General features: G+C 48.0%; 15 protein-coding genes, 1 tRNA gene and 1 other RNA gene. 10 read left to right on the top strand and 7 right to left on the bottom strand.

Translation table 11 applies throughout. The features are described from left to right. The first annotated feature begins 41 nt into the window (after positions 1-41). A complete protein-coding gene (locus AC8GFK_RS06720; protein WP_506625126.1) occupies positions 42-614 on the top strand; it encodes a nitroreductase family protein in 573 nt (190 codons plus the stop codon). Here AC8GFK_RS06720 and AC8GFK_RS06715 read toward each other — a convergent pair. Both AC8GFK_RS06715 and AC8GFK_RS06710 read right to left on the bottom strand, forming a co-directional pair. After that, positions 611-1,405 carry a tryptophan 2,3-dioxygenase gene (locus AC8GFK_RS06715; protein ID WP_506625125.1) on the bottom strand — a complete coding sequence of 265 codons (795 nt, stop codon included), beginning with the start codon at positions 1,403-1,405 and terminating at the stop codon, positions 611-613. The two genes, AC8GFK_RS06720 and AC8GFK_RS06715, sit on opposite strands and share 4 nt — an antisense overlap. Beyond that, positions 1,402-2,676, bottom strand: a complete 1,275-nt coding sequence (locus tag AC8GFK_RS06710) for a kynureninase (RefSeq protein ID WP_095674075.1) — start codon at positions 2,674-2,676, stop codon at positions 1,402-1,404. Before AC8GFK_RS06710 ends, AC8GFK_RS06715 begins: the two co-directional genes overlap by 4 nt. Before the next feature lie 24 nt (positions 2,677-2,700). Between AC8GFK_RS06710 and AC8GFK_RS06705 the strand changes: the two genes are divergently transcribed. Together AC8GFK_RS06705 and AC8GFK_RS06700 are read left to right on the top strand one after the other, a co-directional pair. Further along, the gene (locus AC8GFK_RS06705) at positions 2,701-4,473 is read left to right on the top strand and encodes an ABC-F family ATP-binding cassette domain-containing protein (protein WP_506625124.1); all 1,773 of its coding nucleotides are present in this window, start codon (positions 2,701-2,703) and stop codon (positions 4,471-4,473) included. A gap of 12 nt (positions 4,474-4,485) precedes the next feature. Continuing rightward, entirely contained in the window at positions 4,486-5,442 is a 957-nt protein-coding gene (locus AC8GFK_RS06700; RefSeq protein WP_095674073.1) for a DMT family transporter, read from the top strand. Here the strand turns inward: AC8GFK_RS06700 and AC8GFK_RS06695 are convergent. From AC8GFK_RS06695 to upp, 3 genes are read right to left on the bottom strand one after another with little or no spacing between them, the layout of a single operon-like run. Further along, positions 5,390-6,007 (bottom strand): DedA family protein, encoded by a 618-nt coding sequence (locus AC8GFK_RS06695; protein ID WP_506625123.1) that lies wholly within the window; start codon positions 6,005-6,007, stop codon positions 5,390-5,392. The two genes, AC8GFK_RS06700 and AC8GFK_RS06695, sit on opposite strands and share 53 nt — an antisense overlap. After that, a complete protein-coding gene (locus tag AC8GFK_RS06690; protein ID WP_506625122.1) occupies positions 6,007-7,383 on the bottom strand; it encodes an NAD(P)-dependent malic enzyme in 1,377 nt (458 codons plus the stop codon). Before AC8GFK_RS06690 ends, AC8GFK_RS06695 begins: the two co-directional genes overlap by 1 nt. Continuing rightward, the gene (gene upp / locus AC8GFK_RS06685; RefSeq protein ID WP_506625121.1) at positions 7,384-8,022 is read right to left on the bottom strand and encodes a uracil phosphoribosyltransferase; all 639 of its coding nucleotides are present in this window, start codon (positions 8,020-8,022) and stop codon (positions 7,384-7,386) included. A 46-nt stretch (positions 8,023-8,068) separates the two neighbouring features. Here upp and AC8GFK_RS06680 point away from each other — a divergent pair, with 46 nt between their 5' ends. Together AC8GFK_RS06680 and tadA are read left to right on the top strand one after the other, a co-directional pair. Beyond that, positions 8,069-8,542, top strand: a complete 474-nt coding sequence (locus AC8GFK_RS06680; protein WP_506625795.1) for a tRNA adenosine deaminase-associated protein — start codon at positions 8,069-8,071, stop codon at positions 8,540-8,542. A gap of 2 nt (positions 8,543-8,544) precedes the next feature. After that, complete coding sequence (gene tadA, locus AC8GFK_RS06675) at positions 8,545-9,000, top strand: tRNA adenosine(34) deaminase TadA (protein WP_506625794.1); 456 nt, start codon at positions 8,545-8,547, stop codon at positions 8,998-9,000. On the opposite strand, the gene AC8GFK_RS06670 is transcribed toward tadA, so the two are convergent. After that, positions 8,989-11,328 (bottom strand): amino acid permease, encoded by a 2,340-nt coding sequence (locus AC8GFK_RS06670; protein ID WP_506625120.1) that lies wholly within the window; start codon positions 11,326-11,328, stop codon positions 8,989-8,991. The two genes, tadA and AC8GFK_RS06670, sit on opposite strands and share 12 nt — an antisense overlap. A gap of 93 nt (positions 11,329-11,421) precedes the next feature. On the opposite strand from AC8GFK_RS06670, the gene AC8GFK_RS06665 reads away from it, so the two are divergent. Together AC8GFK_RS06665 and AC8GFK_RS06660 are read left to right on the top strand one after the other, a co-directional pair. Further along, a complete protein-coding gene (locus AC8GFK_RS06665; protein WP_506625119.1) occupies positions 11,422-12,840 on the top strand; it encodes an NAD-dependent succinate-semialdehyde dehydrogenase in 1,419 nt (472 codons plus the stop codon). A 70-nt stretch (positions 12,841-12,910) separates the two neighbouring features. Continuing rightward, on the top strand, positions 12,911-14,071 hold the full coding sequence (locus tag AC8GFK_RS06660) for a hypothetical protein (protein ID WP_506625118.1): 1,161 nt from the start codon (positions 12,911-12,913) through the stop codon (positions 14,069-14,071). A 6-nt stretch (positions 14,072-14,077) separates the two neighbouring features. On the opposite strand, the gene AC8GFK_RS06655 is transcribed toward AC8GFK_RS06660, so the two are convergent. Beyond that, positions 14,078-14,165, bottom strand: a tRNA-Ser gene (locus AC8GFK_RS06655). Positions 14,166-14,237: 72 nt separating this feature from the next. Between AC8GFK_RS06655 and ffs the strand changes: the two genes are divergently transcribed. The 3 genes from ffs (at position 14,238) to recR (ending at position 16,843) form a co-directional block, all read left to right on the top strand. After that, positions 14,238-14,334: signal recognition particle sRNA small type (ffs, locus tag AC8GFK_RS06650), an RNA gene on the top strand. An 80-nt stretch (positions 14,335-14,414) separates the two neighbouring features. Beyond that, a complete protein-coding gene (locus tag AC8GFK_RS06645; RefSeq protein WP_506625117.1) occupies positions 14,415-16,238 on the top strand; it encodes a DNA polymerase III subunit gamma and tau in 1,824 nt (607 codons plus the stop codon). 11 nt (positions 16,239-16,249) lie between these two features. Then, a complete protein-coding gene (recR, locus tag AC8GFK_RS06640; RefSeq protein ID WP_506625793.1) occupies positions 16,250-16,843 on the top strand; it encodes a recombination mediator RecR in 594 nt (197 codons plus the stop codon). Positions 16,844-16,915 lie beyond the last annotated feature (72 nt).

The raw sequence follows: 16,915 nt of genomic DNA, 5'->3' as shown, positions 1-16,915 counted from the left end.
TTCAAAGTGCGCTTTATTGCGTAAAGGTTTAAGGTCATCAAATGAAAGCAGAGACCTCAGTCCCCGTTCACGAAATCATCGCAACTCGTCGCAGCCCTCGATCATTTAATGAAGCAGCTGTTATTAAGAATGAAGATTTAACCGCCATCCTCGAAGCTGCACGTTGGGCACCATCAGCATTTAACGGTCAGCCTTGGCGCTTCTTTGTTGGTAAGCGCGGCGATGAAGTGTTTGGACAGATTCTTACTTCTCTTGGTGATTTCAATAAGAGCTGGGCAAAGAACGCTTCCGCTTTAATTCTGGTCGCAGGTAAAACAACGAAGAACGATGGCTCAATTCATGCTGATTACCAATTTGATTGCGGATTGGCCGTTTCACAACTCGTTGTCGAGACTCACCATCGCGGACTTATTGCCCACCAGATGACTGGCTTCGATAAGGCAATTGCGCAAGAAGAACTTTCCATCGCACCAGAGCTAATCCCCGTTGTAGCCATTGCTGTGGGTACACAAGATTCGCCAGAGAAGTTAAGCGGTCCACTGCTCGAGCGCGAACTCGCACCACGTCAGCGTCTGCCTCTTAACGAGATTGTCGTAAAAGGACTGCCTGCTTAGAAGCGAGAACGAATCTCCCAGAGATCTTTAAAGACTGGGTTAAAGAGAGTGCTCGCTAAGTAATCAACACCGCTTGATCCGCCTGTGCCCATCTTGTGGCCAATCGTGCGCTCAACCATCTTTACATGGCGATAGCGCCATTCTTGAATACCTTCATCGATATCTACCAGGCGCTCAGAGACCATCGCACTCTCTGGATCACTTTGATGAACAGTAAGCAGAACATCTTGTACCGCTGGATTTGAAACGTAGGCGATTGATTTATCGCGGCCAGTTACATCAACTGGCAGCGAATAGCCACGTTTAGTTAGGTAATCCAAGAAAGAATCCCAAATCGAGTTACGAGAAGTAATTTCTGCAATCTCTGCCTGCATATCTGGCGGCAAGTGGCCAGCCATGCGGCTATCGCGACGACCAAGAATTGCTTCAACTTTTCTAAATTGTGAAGATTGAAAACCACTTGATGATGATAAGTAACCGCGGAAAGCGTTGAATTGCAGCGGCGTCATCGTCTCGAGAATATCTACCTGTGCCACACAGACTTTCATGATGGTGCGAATACGCCCAAGAATTGAAAGCGCATAATGCGTATTGCCATCTTCTAATGCGCGCTGAGCTTGCTGAAATTCATGAATCAGTTGCTTGAACCAGAGTTCGTAGGTCTGGTGGATGATGATGAAGAGCATCTCATCATGTTCTGGACCATCTGAAAGCGGCTTCTGTAACTTCAGTAAGTCATCTACTGCTAGATAAGAGGTGTAGGTAAGGGCTGAATCGTAGTTTTCGCTCATGTGACTCGTGAATCCGATCCTTCAACCTTTTCATATTGACGAGTTTCAGTCAGATCGCGAATGCGCTGGAAACCATCCCAGACTTCAACGTAAGACGTTGGCAATGGAGCGATCGCTAAGCGAATCGCATTAGGCGTGCGGTAATCAGGAATTACGTTTGCGAATTTACGAAGTGCTACACATATCTTTGCGGCATCTGGATGTCCGATAGATATATGGCCACCACGCTCTTTTGGATTACGAGAAGTTAGAAGTGTGTAGCCAAGAGGTGCAAGCCATTCATCAAAGAGATCAATCATCATCTGAGTGCCAATTGCTGCCTTTGAGGCAATGACATCAATGCCAGCTTCTTCAATCATTTCGAAGGCAATTTGCACGCCACGAATACCAATAATTGATGGGCTAGCAATCTGGAATCCGCGGATGCCTTCTGCCTTTTCAAAGTGAGGACCCATTCCAAATTGATCTTCATTTCCAAACCAACCTTGGATAGGAACTTGTAGCTCCTTCTGTACGCGCTTATTTACATATAACCAAGCAGGTGAACCAGGACCGGCATTTCCATATTTATATGTACACCCAACGGCGAGATCAACACCGCATTCATCGAAGTTCATCTCGATTGCACCTGTCGCGTGGCTGGCATCCCAGACAACATAAGCGCCATAAGAACGAGCCAAATCAGTGACTGATTGGATATCTGTTCGAGCACCTGAGCGGTATTGAATTACTTCAAAAGTTACGAGAGCAACATCTTCCGACATGTATTTTTCAAGAAGTTCTGCAGTGATGCGTTCGTTCTCTGCAATCGCTGGATCTTCGTTATCGATAATGACGAGATTGAGACCAAGTTGCTTTGCGATTCCATCGAGGATGTATCTATCTGTCGGAAAGTTTGCCGCATCGGTAATGATTGTCTTACGACCAGGGCGAGCATTAATTGCTGCGAGGCAGAGCTGATAAAAGTTCACCGATGTTGTATCGCAGACAAGAACTTGACCCGCTGCTGCGCCAAGTGAGGCACGACCCAAGAGATCGCCGGCTACCTGAGCCTCATCAATCCAGTGGCTCCAACCGGTAACGACCTCATTACCCCATTCGTGGGATACAAAGTCGCTGACTGCCTTAACGGTTGCATGGGGGAGGCGACCGAGTGAATTTCCATCGAGATAACAGAGATTGGGGTCGGTAATAACAAATTTGCTCCGATACGAAGCAAGCGGATCGTTCTTATCGAGCTCTAACGCATATGCGCGGTCAGTGACCTTCATAGTTCAAAGGTACGCTCTCCTACCGTGGCGCGCAATGTTGTGAATATCGAAGAGGTCTCTAAAGCCTTTGATATTCGCCCACTTCTAGAGAAGGTATCCCTCGGAGTCTCTGAAGGCGATCGCATCGGAATTGTTGGCCGTAACGGCGCCGGAAAATCGACTCTGATGAAAATCATTGCGGGCGTTGAAGACCCTGATGAAGGTCGCGTCACAAAATCAAATTCAGCGCGCATTGGAATTCTTTCGCAGATAGATAGTGCTGCCCCTCAATCAACTGTGGGCGATGTAGTTCTTGGTAATCGCGAAAAACATGACTGGGCGAGCGATCCACGAATTCGCGAAATCTTTACTGGGCTATTTGGCAGCTTTGATGACCACATCTTCGAACGAACATTCGCATCCCTTTCAGGTGGAGAAAAACGTCGCGTTGGTTTAGCAAAGTTGCTTATTGATGATTTGGATTTAATTCTGCTTGATGAACCAACCAACCACCTTGATGTGGAAGGCGTGGCATGGTTAGCCGCACACCTGAAGAACCGCAGAGATTTAGCCGTTCTGGTTGTTACTCACGATCGTTGGTTCCTCGATGAAGTAACTGACCGCACTTGGGAAGTAGTTCTTGGAAAAGTTGAAGAGTATGACGGTGGATACTCAGCCTTCGTATTAGCAAAGGCAGAACGTGCACGCCAAGCAAATGCGATGGATGCACGTCGCAACAACTTGATTCGTAAAGAACTTGCTTGGCTTCGTCGTGGAGCTCCTGCGCGAACAACAAAGCCAAAGTTTCGCGTAGATGCTGCTAACGAATTGATTTCTGCAGAACCAGCGCCCCGTGACTCAACTGAGTTGTTGAAATTCGCTCTTAACCGCCTTGGCAACACAGTCTTTGAACTCCATCACGCGCTGATTAAAGCTGGCGATAAAGAGTTGATTGATAATCTGACATGGAATATCGGTCCAGGAGACCGCATCGGAATCGTTGGAATCAACGGCGCAGGAAAGACAACCTTGATGCGCACTTTGGCTGGCCAGTTACAACCAGCTGCAGGAAAGCTAGTCACTGGAATAACAGTGAAAATAGCTTTCCTTACGCAGCATCTCGATGAACTAGACCCAACATGGCGCCTCCTTGAGGCAGTTGAGAAAGTCGCAACGCATGTCGAAATCGGTAAAGGAAAGACGCTTTCTGCTTCACAACTCTGCGAACGACTTGGTTTTGATCGCGATGCACAGTGGACTCCTGTTGGAAACCTTTCAGGGGGAGAACGTCGACGTCTGCAATTAACCCGCTTGCTGATGGATTCACCTAACGTGTTACTGCTCGATGAACCGACAAACGATTTTGATATTGAAACGCTTACTGAACTCGAAGACCTGCTCGATAGTTATGGCGGAGTTTTGATTGTGATTTCCCACGATAGATATTTCCTTGAAAGAGTCTGTGATCGTTTCTGGGGCTTGCTCGGCGATAAGGCGCTCCGTGATTTACCTCGAGGAGTCGATCAATATCTTGAACAGCGAGCAGCATCGATCACCGCGTCTGCATCCAGTGGAAGTAAATCTTCTTCGACTTCAAGTGCGGCTGAACAACGTCAGTTGAAGAAAGACCTCACTCGCGTAGAGCGCCAAGTGGCTAAGGGCAAGGAACGATTAGCCGAACTTTTGAAAGAGCAAGAGGCTGAAAGCTTCAACCCCGAAAGATTGATTGAGATTGCTGCAGAGGTCGAGAAGGTACAGACCGAGCTCGCAATACGAGAAGAAGAGTGGCTAGAGATAACTCTGGCCCTCGAAAGTTAATAGGATTTGAAGATGTCGAAGAAGACGCAGCGCCTCGATGTTCTAGCAGCGCTTACTGCTGTGATGATTTCTTTCCAAGCGCGCGCAAATGGTGAGCTCTCACATCGCTTAGGAAATGGCATTGAAGCGGCGCTGGTCTCATTTGGTTCAGGCTTAGCCATCATCGCGATTGTTGCAATCTTTAGCTCTTCTATTAAAGAAGGCGTTCGAAATATTCGAACATCGGTAGTTCGCAAGGAGCTACCCGCCTGGACGCTCTTTGCCGGAATGCTGGGCGGCAGTTTTGTAGCGGTTCAAACCCATATCGTGCCCCTAATAGGCGTCGCTATTTACTCTGTGGCTTCAATCGCAGGTCAGACCGCAGCATCTCTTGTGGTCGATCGCATCGGCTTAACTGGTGGCGGAAAGAAGCACATCACTCCGCGACGTATTGCTGCTGCAGCCTTTACCGTCTTCGCAGTCTTTGTCTCTGTCTTTGATCGTCTTGATGCCCACGATGTTTCCATCGTTGCTGTCTTGCTGGGCTGTCTAGCGGGTGCGCTCGTTGGTGTTCAGCGATCGCTCAATGGAAAGATTAATGAGCATTCACATCAAAGTTATGCCACTTCATTTCTAAATTTCACAATGGGAACAACGTTTTTAGTCATCTTCCTTGCAGCAACCTTAATTTTTGGTTCTAGCAAAGTCGTACCGCTTCCAGCGGGTCCTTGGTGGATGTACACCGGCGGAGTGCTCGGAGTTATCTATATTGCGATGGCATCGATGATTGTTCAACACCTTGGCGTTTTAACATTTACGCTCTTTAGCGTTGGAGGCCAATTAGTTGGGTCGTTGCTGATTGACATTTTTTCACCGACAGATGGAGTTCAGATTTCGATCTATCTAGTTGTTGGAATTGCTATGACTTACTTGGGCGTTATCGTTGGCGGCGTGAATAATTCACAATCGCGGAAACGATTGACGCAGTAATAAAGAAGGCAGCAATTCCGTAAGAAAAATTCTTTACCCAAGGAATTGAAGCTGCGTAATAACCAGCCAGAGTAATTCCAGCGCCCCACAAGATCGCGCCCAAGGCATTTGCAGATAGGAACTTGTAGTAATTCATCTTTGAGGCACCTGCGATAGGTGGGACAAAGGTACGAATCCAAGGGAAGAAGCGAGCAGCAACGACAGCCCACCATCCGGTCTGCTCGTAAAAGCGCTCAGAGTTTGCAATCATCTTTTGCACATACGGCGACTTTCGTTTATCTAAATAAGGGCGCCCGATAACGCGGCCTAATACAAAGCCAATCTGGTCTCCAAAGAACGCAGCAGCGAGAATCACAACTACAAGGATGGCGATATTGATATCGCTCTTTGTAGCAGCCACTAAACCAGCGCTAAATAGGACTGAATCACCAGGTAGGAAGAAGCCAAAGAGAAGGCCGGTTTCGACAAAGACTATTGCCCCGATGATTACATAGAAGATAAATGGAGCAAGGGCTGTGAACTGCTCGTCAAAAGACGCAGCAAGTTCAAGTGGAGAAAAATTCATTACACCGACTTTTTCACTGCAGCTGCGACTTGTGTGACCACATTAGGATCGAAGACACTTGGAACGATAAATGAAGTGTTGAGCTGTGAAGGGCTCACGCAATCTGCAATCGCTTCGGCTGCTGCAACGAGCAACTTATCGGTGATCTTGTGTGCCTGTGCATCAAGAAGACCACGGAAGATTCCAGGAAATGCCAAAACATTATTGATTTGGTTTGGATGATCGCTGCGGCCTGTCGCAACAACTGCTGCATATTTACGCGCGATAGCTGGATCAATTTCAGGATCTGGATTGGCCAGAGCAAAGACAATTGAACCTTCAGCCATTGAGGCGACATCTGCCTCATTAAGAACGTTAGGGGCGCTGACGCCGATGAAGATATCGGCACCCGCCATGGCCTCGTGGATTGAACCCTTGAAGTTAGCTTTATTAGAGTTTTCAATAAACCAATCGCGCATTGAATCTTCTGATTGTGAATCTTTAGAGATCACGCCATCCTTATCGAAGGCGATGATGTTGGTTGCACCTGAAAGAACCAAGAGACGTGCAATTGCAGTGCCAGCAGCACCTGCGCCACTCATGATGATCTTTACCTTTGAAATATCTTTCTTCACAAGTTTCAGTGCATTGCGAAGAGCTGCAGAGACAACAATTGCTGTTCCGTGCTGGTCATCGTGGAAAACCGGAATATCCAAAAGTTCACGAAGGCGACGTTCGACTTCAAAACAACGAGGTGCAGAGATATCTTCTAAGTTGATTCCGCCATAAACAGGAGCAATCAATTGAACGGTGCGGACAATCTCATCGACATCTTGTGTATCAAGACAGACAGGCCACGCATCAACATTGGCAAAGCGCTTAAAGAGGGCAGCTTTACCTTCCATCACAGGTAGCGCTGCGGCAGGGCCGATATTTCCTAAGCCCAGAACTGCTGATCCATCGGTAACCACAGCGACGGTATTGCGCTTCATGGTCAGGCGACGGACATCTGAAGGGTCATCAACGATTGCCTGAGAAATACGAGCAACGCCTGGTGTGTAAGCGCGTGATAAATCATCGCGAGTTTTTAATGGAACCTTTGAGTTGACCTCAATTTTGCCGCCTAGGTGAAGCAAGAAGGTACGGTCACTTACCTTGCGAACAGTGAGACCTTGATGCGCTGAGAGCGCATTGTGAAGCTCTTGTGCGTGATCCGCGTCGACGGTGTCACAGGTAACGTCAACCACGACCTTATCGAGAAGTGATTCAACCACGTCGAGCGCTGTGATTGTCGCCCCGGCATTGGTAATAGTCGTTGTAATGAGAGCTACTGGATGAAGTTCAGGTGCTCCTTCGACACGGATTGTGATTCCGTATCCGGGTGACGTTGATGCCATTTACACAACTCCGTAAAGTCGATCGCCGGCATCGCCGAGTCCTGGAACGATGTAACCCTTTTCGTTGAGCTTCTCATCGAGTGAACCAGTCACCAAAGTAATTGGCACACCTGAATCTTTGAACTGGTCCTCTAGAACTTTAATTCCTTCAGGGGCAGCGAGAAGACAAATTGCGGTAATTTCATTCGCACCGCGTTCGATCAAGTAATCGATTGCCATGACAAGAGTTCCGCCGGTCGCAAGCATTGGATCGAGAATGAAGCATTGGCGTCCTGATAGATCTTCAGGAAGGCGATTTGCATAAGTTGTCGCCTTCAAAGTTTCTTCATCACGAACCATTCCAAGGAATCCAACTTGAGCTGTTGGAAGAAGTTTCACCATTCCTTCGAGCATTCCAAGTCCTGCACGCAAGATTGGAACAACTACTGGGCGAGGCTCAGCCATTTTGAGCCCAGTTGTTTCAGTAACAGGAGTTTTAATCGTTACTGTCTTGGTGCGAACTTCGCGAGTCGCTTCGTAAGCAAGGAGTGTCACGAGCTCTTCGACAAGAAGTCGAAACGTTGGAGAATCTGTTCTTTCATCACGTAAAACTGTGAGTTTGTGAGAAATCAATGGGTGATTTGCAACGTGGACTTTCATGTCATCTACCTTACAGGGCTTTCTTTCCACTTCAATGAGTGCCAATATGGGAGATGTGTCAGAGCAAACCGAGGACTTCGCAATCGAGGCGTGGCATGAAGACGGCCGCTGGTCTATTGCGTCCTTGCCTGATCCTGATGACCTAACTCACATCGTTGACCGACTTAAGAAGCAGCAGACCAATGGTGGCGCAGTTGCACTGATTGCAATTGATGACGAATTCTTCCTTGCGATTCGAGTTCTCGGAACTCACGTTAAATTTTTTATCAGCGACGTTACATGCGCAATTGATTATGAAGTTGCAGCAGAATTTCTTGAACTTGCAGATCTTGATCAACCTGAAGAAGATGACGAACCACTTCCAGCAGGGGATCTCGATATTTTCTCTGACTTAGGTATGCACAGCATGGAGCTTTCAACTCTTTGTGATGATGCTGATTTATTTCCTGACGAACAGATTGAAGCTATTGCAAATCGTTTAGGATTTGGTGACGCTTTAACTGAGCTATTGGAGTCCTAGAAATTTCCACTCACAATTCTGAAGAGCTGATGCAGCAAGCAATTGCCATCGCGAAATCAGCTTTTGCAACAGGTGATGTACCCGTCGGAGCAATAGTCATAAATAAGGATGGCGTTGTTATCGGCAAAGGTTTCAACGAGCGCGAAGCCAATAACGATCCAACTGCACACGCTGAAGTAGTGGCAATTCGTAACGCGGCTGCGCGACTTCAGAATTCTCGTCTTGATGGGTGCACGCTCATCGTGACACTCGAACCATGCGCCATGTGTGCAGGTGCAATTGCACAATCACGAATTTCTCACCTGGTCTTTGGTGCATGGGATGAAAAGGCAGGGGCCGTAGGTTCTGTATGGGATGTTCTTCGAGATCCTCGATCAATCTTTAAGGTTGAGGTGACCGCGGGAGTGCTCGAAAAAGAGTGCGCTGCTTTACTGAAAGAGTTCTTCTCAGATAAGTAGTTCGTACGATGGGTTCAAGATAGTTAATTGACCATCTTCTTCACCGACCATGCCTTCAGCGCGAAGTTCCATACCTACTTCAAGGCCCGCAATTTCTCGGCGACCAAGGAAGTTAAGAGTGATTCCACCTGTTTCATCCCACACTTCTACTTGAAGCATTGGTGCAGAACCACGTGGAGCAGTTGAAATTGAGGTAACTCGGCCATGAACCTTTGAGCGCTTACGCCATTCGATCTTGCCGATTGGTGTCACATCTTCTGCGTAGTGAGTAATAGGTGCAAATACTTGTGGCGCAACCTGTGCAGGCTTTGTCTTTTCAGGAGCAAGCGCTGTCGCTGCAACTGGGCTCTCCTTGGAAACAATGAACTTCTTGCCTGAAGTAATTCGGTTCACGTCGAACGGAACGATGGTTGCAACTACACGTTCTAGCTGTGAAATCGGTGCAGCAATTTCTTCAGCTGTTTGATCGTGAAGCAAGCGACCTAAGACGCGTGAGTAAGAACGACGTGGCAGAAGAATAGTTAATTCGATATCTGGCTTCTCTGTCTTACGAATTGCGTAATCGAGGGCAGAGTTTGCAATACGGCGATCTGGACAGTCGATGAGATCGAGCTGCACATCTTCGAGAGCATCTGATTTTGCCCACGCTTCTTGAATTTCTTCAGCGCGGCGATCATCGATAACAAAGTGAACGGCCTTGATTTTATGTGGCTTCAAGCTGCGTGCGTAGCGAACTGCGCCAACCGTTGCGATATCAACGCTATCTACGAAGATAGTGACATCGTGACGAGCCATCGAAGTTGCTCTCTCTTGCGAAGTCTTCACTGAAAGCGCTTCTTGTTCACGTGAATACTGGCGGCGAAGTCGAAGGAATGTAACAACCATGATTGGCGCAGTAACAAGAACTAACCATGCACCTTCAGTAAATTTAACAACCGAGAAGATAATGACGATTGCGAAAGAGACAGAACCAGCGAGAGCATTGATGAACACTTTGACTCTCCACTGGGAAGGCTTTGTTCGCAAGTAGTAACGCGTCATTCCAAAGCCAGCAAGAGTAAATCCTGTAAATACACCGAGCGCATAGAAGGCGACCAAGTGCTCAACAGAACCTGCTGTGATTGCTACCAGCAACGCTCCGCCGAATGCGAGAAGAAGAATTCCGTTTGAGAAAGCTAGTCGGTGACCACGCTTTGTTAGCTGACGTGGCAGGTAGCCATCGGTAGCAACGAAGTTAACGAGCAATGGGAATGCGCTGTAGGTGGTGTTTGCGCCAGCAAAGAGAATAAGCATTGTTGCGAGCTGAACCATGATGAACATAAAGGAACCGAATGCACCGGTTCCAACAGCAGCCTTTGCAATCTGTGAAATAACAGTTGGGACGCCTGATTCATATGGCATCGCATGAATATGGTGCGCGAAGTAAGAGACGCCAAGAACAAGAGTTCCAAGCAAGGTACTCATGACGACCAAGGTGCGCTTTGCATTTACATGCTCTGGAGTCTTAAAGAGAGCAACGCCATCTGAGATTGCTTCCAAGCCCGTGAGAGAAGATCCACCGTTAGCGAATGCGCGCAAGAGAATAAAGATTGCAGCAAATGTAAGAAGACCCTGCTCTTGTCCAAGTGGAACAGCGCCAGGAAGATCTGTATCAAGAACTGGGAGGGTGCCATTGGCTAGGCGATAGAGACCCATTCCGAAGACAATAAACATGCAACCGACGAAGAAGTAAGTAGGGAACGCAAATGCCTTTCCTGCTTCTTTAACGCCACGTAGATTTCCGTAGGTCAACAAAATGATGACAGCAAAGATCATCGGCATCTTGAACGGCTCAAGAGAAGGGAATGTTGAAATAATTGCTGCAACACCGGCCGCAGATTGAATCGCCAGAGTAACGATGTAATCGAGCATCAATGCAACAGCTGCAATTTGGGCAACAACAGGCCCGAAGTTATCGCGCGAAACAATGTATGCGCCACCAGTCTTTGTATAGACCTCGATGACATTTCGGTAAGACAGAGTAATGAGAACAAGAATTGCTAATACAACTGCAGTCATCGGCATCAAGATTGCGAATGCAGCAAGACCGAATGCTGGCAAGAGTGCAATGAGAATCTGTTCAGAACCGTAAGCCGAAGATGAAATACAGTCAGATGAAAGAATTCCGAGCGCGTATCGCTTGCTGAGGCGTTGGTGTCCAAGTGAGTGGCGGTTCAATGCGCCGCCAAGGAAGAAGCGCTTTACCTTGTACGAGAACGGATCTTTCACATGTGCGTGATCCTGAAGTGCTACAGGCTGGGGTGCATCATCAGTCCAAGACTTAGCCACAACTACTCCCTTTGGCGTTGCAATTAATGCATCACGCCTACGCAGGTAACCATTTTAGGTGACCCATTGAATTCTCGTAAGTATGCTTATCTTATGCGCACACAGTTATATATAGATGGCCAATGGGTCGATGGAAGCGGGACTTTAGACGTTATCGATCCCAGCGATGGCTCAGTTATCGCCAAAGTTGCTACTTCTAGCGATGAACAGAACCTCGCAGCCGTTGATGCCGCTGACCGCGCCGCAGCCTCATGGGCAAAGACCGCTCCTCGCGTTCGCAGTGAAATCTTGCGCAAAGCATTTGAAATGATGATTGCAGAAGCTGATTACTTAGCTGAACTCATCTCGAAGGAGAACGGTAAGGCGCTACCGGATGCAAAGGCTGAAGTTAATTACGCCGCAGAATTCTTCCGTTGGTTTGCTGAAGAGACTGTTCGCATCTCTGGTGATTTCCGTATGGCACCATCTGGAGATAAGCGCATTCTCGTAACTCACCAACCAATTGGTGTCTCACTCCTTATTACTCCTTGGAACTTCCCTGCAGGTATGGCGACTCGCAAGATTGGTCCAGCAGTTGCAGCTGGTTGCACAATGATTTTAAAGCCAGCAGGTGAAACACCGCTGACTGCGCTCGCCATCGTCGACATCCTTGAACGATGCGGACTTCCAAAGGGAGTTCTCAACGTGATCCTTCCTGCACAGACAGGTCCTGCAATTAGCAAGGTGCTTCACGATCCACGAGTTAAGAATCTTTCATTCACTGGTTCAACGCTTGTTGGAAAGATTCTTCTTAAGGAAGCTGCTGATCAAGTAATCCGATGCTCAATGGAGCTCGGCGGAAATGCGCCGTTTGTTGTTCTCGATGATGCCAATATTGAAGAGGCAGTTAAGGGTTTAATGATGGCAAAGATGCGCAACGGTGGTGCTGCATGCACCGCTGCAAACCGCATCTATGTTGCACGTTCTATCGGCGATAAGTTCATCGCAGAATTCGCGAAGGCAATGGCTGCTCTGAAAATGGGCGTTGGCCGCGAAGCTGGAACACAACTTGGCGCAAGCGTTTCTATGAAGGAACGTAACAAGATTGCCGAACTAGTCGATGCATCGAAGGCAGGAGGCGCAAAAGTTCACCTCGGTGGATCCACTCCTGAAGGCACTGGCGCTTTCTATCCAGCAACAGTTCTTGAAGTTTCAAAGGATGATGAAATCCTTGCTAATGAAGTTTTCGGGCCCGTGGCTCCTGTAGTTCTCTTCGATACAGATGAAGAAGCTCTCGCAATGGCCAATGACACCGAATTCGGACTTATTAGTTATGTCTATTCAGAAGATTTGAAGCGCGCAATCCGTTTCGCTGAAGGAATTGAAGCTGGCATGGTTGGTATCAACCGCGGACTTCTCTCAGATCCTGCAGCGCCATTCGGTGGCGTCAAGCAATCAGGTCTTGGTCGCGAAGGTGGCTTCGATGGGGTTCACGAGTTCTTGCAGACCAAGTACATCGGCGTTGAGATTTAGAAAATCTTAAGAAGCTAAATACTGGAGAGAATGCCTAGTTATAAAGGCAACTTAGTTCTACCCTGTAGAGATGAAATCCAGCAGCAGAAGAAAATTGATTCTTTCAATAGCTCTGTCAGTTACGTCTACCTTTTTCTTCTCTGACTTAGCCGTCGCCGCCACAAAAGCTGGTGCTTCTTGTACTAAAGCTGGACAGACATCAATTTTCTCTGGAAAGAAATTTACCTGCGTCAAACTTGGCAAGAAACTGCAATGGGATAAAGGATTCTTAGTTCCAGCTAAAGCAACGCCTAGCCCAGTGAAGCCCGAATCTTCAAAAGAATTAAGTGGTCATGAGAAGGTAATTTCGCAGGTAGAGGCTTTATGGAGTGAGTGGCGTAGAAAGAGTGCTTCAACTTTCACTCCAATCAAAATGATTGTTCAGCCAGGATACGATTCAAAATGGACTAGTGCGAGTAAGCATTCGGATGTCCTGATAGCCACGTTTGTAGGAAACGGATATAAATTGCTCCAAGATCCTATTTCAGTATTGGGCGATACTGAAGAGTGGCTTTCGGCAACAGGAAAACCAATCGCGTGCGGTGGATCAGTTCCCGAACAGCCTTTGGGAATCTATTGTGGACATATTCAATTGGGATTCGGATATTTTGTGGTGAATGCACCACAAGGGGAGAAGTTTGTAGATAAGTTATTGACTCCCTCCCAAGCAAAGATCGTCGATTACTTAGTTGCTCATGATGTAGCGACTATGTATGAACTTCAGGCTCAGTATGGTTCTGTTCCATATAATGGGGTCAAGGATCAAATTCCTGCATGGATTCGTGAAGGCTTTGTTCAACTGTTCGCAGCGCTTGCGATTTCAGATTCAAATGATGAAAAGAAGAATTACTTTGACTATCTCGCTACCTCGAACATGATTGATAGTTTTCCAAAAAAACTCTGCACTAAGACTCTTCAGGATTTCGAATCGAAAGATAGAAATTGGGGCAACAGCTGCATATCGAGCCAAAACTTTTACGCAGTTGAACTATTAGCGGCAAGACACGGTGGTTTTCACGCACTCTTTAAATTTGTTTCTATTTATGGAACTTCTAATGATTGGACCGCCTCATTTAAAACCGCATTCGGGATTTCGCGTGAAGATTTCTACACGGAGTGGTATGACTACTTGAATATCCCACAAGGTAACCGACCTGCTTTAACCCCAGCGGCACCGCCAGCGCATTACTAGTAAATCTGGCGGAGGATGAGGGATTTGAACCCTCGATAGGTTTCCCTATACACGCTTTCCAAGCGTGCGCACTCGGCCGCTATGCGAATCCTCCAGCGCTAAGGCGCGAGCCTCAACGCCCCAAGGGTAGCGGTGCTCGAAGTCTGCCCTGACACGTAGGATTGGAGCAGATCTCCGGTGCGACGTCATCGTGCTGAACTCCCCCAGGGTAGGAATACAGCAAGGGTAGGTACGCTCTGGCGGGTGCACCGGAGGTCCCTAGAAAGCTAGTAAAGAAGTGAATAAGTAAGTCTCGGTCAATTAGAAGTGAATTGAATCGCGGCCTTAACGAGAGTAGATAAAGATGTCGTTAGCGTTATATCGAAAGTATCGCCCCTCTGTATTTGCAGATGTCATCGGGCAAGAACATGTCACTGTTCCTTTATCTAACGCGCTTGAATCAGGCAAAACACATCACGCATATCTCTTTAGCGGCCCACGCGGTTGCGGCAAGACATCAAGCGCTCGCATCATGGCGCGTTCACTTAACTGCGAAAAAGGCCCAACTCCTACTCCATGTGGTGAGTGCCAATCTTGTAAAGATCTCGTTGCAAATGGTCCAGGTTCTATCGATGTCATCGAACTCGATGCGGCTACACACGGATTAGTTGATGATGCGCGCGATCTTCGCGATAAAGCATTCTTCGCACCAGTAAATAGCAAGTACAAGATTTACATTATCGATGAGGCTCACCAACTTGGGCCGGGCGCTGCAAACGCGCTACTCAAAGTTGTTGAAGAACCACCTGCGCACGTCATTTTTATCTTTGCTACAACAGAACCAGAGAAGTTGATTTCAACAATTCGTTCTCGTACACACCACTACCCATTCCGTTTAGTTCCACCTGGCACCCTTGCAACGCATCTCGAAAAGGTTTGCGAAGCTGAAGGCGTTAAAGTCGCTAAGGGCGTTATTCCACTTGTGGTTCGTGCATCTGGCGGATCAGTGCGTGATGCACTCTCTGTTCTTGGTCAGCTTCTTGCTGGTGCAGGAAAAGATGGTGTTAGCTACGAAATCGCTATTCAACTACTTGGATTCACTGATGGTGCTCTTCTCGATGATGCGATGGATGCAATCTCTGCGCGAGATGGTGCAACGTTATTTAAAACAGTTGACCGCGTTATTGAATCTGGACATGACCCACGTCGCTTCACACAAGATTTACTCGAACGACTTCGCGACTTGATGATTGTTGACGCACTTGAAGCAACCAATGCCAACAGCATCTTGCGCGAACTTCCTGATGATCAACTCGAACGCATGCGCGTTCAGGCACAGAACATCGGACAAGCTTCACTTTCACGTGCAGCAGATATTGCAGCCGAAGGCCTAACCCAAATGCGCGGCGCAACAGCTCCCCGTTTGATTCTCGAACTCATCTGCGGCCGCATCCTTCTTCCAATCGGCGACTCCTCAGAATCCGGCATGCTCGCCCGCATCGAACGCCTCGAGCGCGTGGAGAATATTGCTCAAGGGTCTGGCACGTCGACTAACTCGCTTCGCTCACATAGTCTCCTTAGCCAACCCTCTTCGCAATCAGAATCAACGCCTACGAAGTCGGTTGATCCAGCTGATTACGTAAGCCCGGCTACAGCAGAGGCAAAGAGAGAAGAACCGCTAGCCGCAAAGAAGTCGAAGGAAGTTGGTGGAGCAGAGGTTGGGCGCGAAGCAACCAGCTCTGCGAGCCAAGCTTCCGAGACACCTCAGACGGCGTCGCCGAAGAAGATAGACAGTATCGACGTCGCAGGGCTTCGTCGTTTGTGGCCTGACGTGATTGAGAATGTAAAGAAGCGCCGTCGCCTAACGTGGTCACTACTTTCAGCGAGTGCACAGATTCTGGGCGTCGACGAGAAAATCATTACGATCGGAATCGTCAACGCAGGCGCGCGTGATTCATTTGTTCGAAGTGAATCAGATGAAATTCTGCGCCAAGCATTTATCGAAGTCGTTGGACTCGATCGCAAGATTGAAGTGACTGTCGATCCAAGTATCGATACAACCTCAACTCCCGAAGCACGCGCTGTTCGCACATCAGAAGCGCCAACAGATCCAACACAGCTTTCTGGTGCAGCGCTGCTTGCAGCCGAACTCGGTGCAACAGTCATTAGCGAAACGAACCACGACTAATGTCAACCGGAATGTATGAAGGCGCGATTCAAGATCTGATTGATGCTTTAGGTCGCCTGCCTGGAATCGGACCGAAGTCCGCGCAACGAATTGCGTTCCATATTCTGCAATCAGATTCTGAAATCGCAGCTAACCTTGTTGAGGCAGTTCGCACCGTTAAGGAACGCGTGAAGTTCTGCACTCAATGCGGCAATGTCTCTGAAGAAACTGAATGTCGCATCTGTCGCGACCCACGACGTGATGGCACGAAGATTTGTGTTGTTGAAGAGAGTAAAGATGTCATTGCAATCGAGCGCACTCGTGAATTCCGCGGGAAGTATCACGTGCTCGGTGGAGCAATCAGCCCTATCGACGGAATCGGTCCTGACCAGCTTCGCATTCGCGAATTAATGCAGCGCCTTGCAGATTCAGCGATTACTGAAATCATCTTGGCGACTGATCCAAACCTTGAGGGCGAAGCTACTGCGACCTACTTGGCTCGCTTGATTAAGCCGATGGGCATCAACGTTTCGCGACTTGCATCAGGACTTCCTGTAGGCGGAGATCTTGAATATGCCGATGAAGTTACGCTCGGACGGGCATTCGAAGGTCGAACCAACCTTTAGTCTCATTATGTGGGCGGTAAGCCGTCTCATATATTAAGAATTTCCCTTAATCGGGTAGCGCGAGTATTCAGA

The organism is Planktophila turicensis (SeqCode) (genome assembly GCF_965234405.1).
In the GTDB taxonomy this organism is placed as follows: Bacteria; Actinomycetota; Actinomycetes; order Nanopelagicales; family Nanopelagicaceae; genus Planktophila; species Planktophila turicensis.
The sequence above is the reverse complement of the archived record's forward strand: the minus strand, read 5'-3'. Positions and strand labels throughout refer to the sequence as shown.

What these genes read in the sequence shown, in the direction of transcription:
- AC8GFK_RS06720 (WP_506625126.1), top strand. Translation starts at nt 42, where the DNA reads ATGAAAGCAGAGACCTCAGTCCCCGTTCACGAAATCATCGCAACTCGT.
- AC8GFK_RS06715 (WP_506625125.1), bottom strand. Translation starts at nt 1,405, where the DNA reads ATGAGCGAAAACTACGATTCAGCCCTTACCTACACCTCTTATCTAGCA.
- AC8GFK_RS06710 (WP_095674075.1), bottom strand. Translation starts at nt 2,676, where the DNA reads ATGAAGGTCACTGACCGCGCATATGCGTTAGAGCTCGATAAGAACGAT.
- AC8GFK_RS06700 (WP_095674073.1), top strand. Translation starts at nt 4,486, where the DNA reads ATGTCGAAGAAGACGCAGCGCCTCGATGTTCTAGCAGCGCTTACTGCT.
- AC8GFK_RS06695 (WP_506625123.1), bottom strand. Translation starts at nt 6,007, where the DNA reads ATGAATTTTTCTCCACTTGAACTTGCTGCGTCTTTTGACGAGCAGTTC.
- AC8GFK_RS06690 (WP_506625122.1), bottom strand. Translation starts at nt 7,383, where the DNA reads ATGGCATCAACGTCACCCGGATACGGAATCACAATCCGTGTCGAAGGA.
- upp (WP_506625121.1), bottom strand. Translation starts at nt 8,022, where the DNA reads ATGAAAGTCCACGTTGCAAATCACCCATTGATTTCTCACAAACTCACA.
- AC8GFK_RS06680 (WP_506625795.1), top strand. Translation starts at nt 8,069, where the DNA reads ATGGGAGATGTGTCAGAGCAAACCGAGGACTTCGCAATCGAGGCGTGG.
- AC8GFK_RS06665 (WP_506625119.1), top strand. Translation starts at nt 11,422, where the DNA reads ATGCGCACACAGTTATATATAGATGGCCAATGGGTCGATGGAAGCGGG.
- AC8GFK_RS06660 (WP_506625118.1), top strand. Translation starts at nt 12,911, where the DNA reads ATGAAATCCAGCAGCAGAAGAAAATTGATTCTTTCAATAGCTCTGTCA.
- AC8GFK_RS06645 (WP_506625117.1), top strand. Translation starts at nt 14,415, where the DNA reads ATGTCGTTAGCGTTATATCGAAAGTATCGCCCCTCTGTATTTGCAGAT.
- recR (WP_506625793.1), top strand. Translation starts at nt 16,250, where the DNA reads ATGTATGAAGGCGCGATTCAAGATCTGATTGATGCTTTAGGTCGCCTG.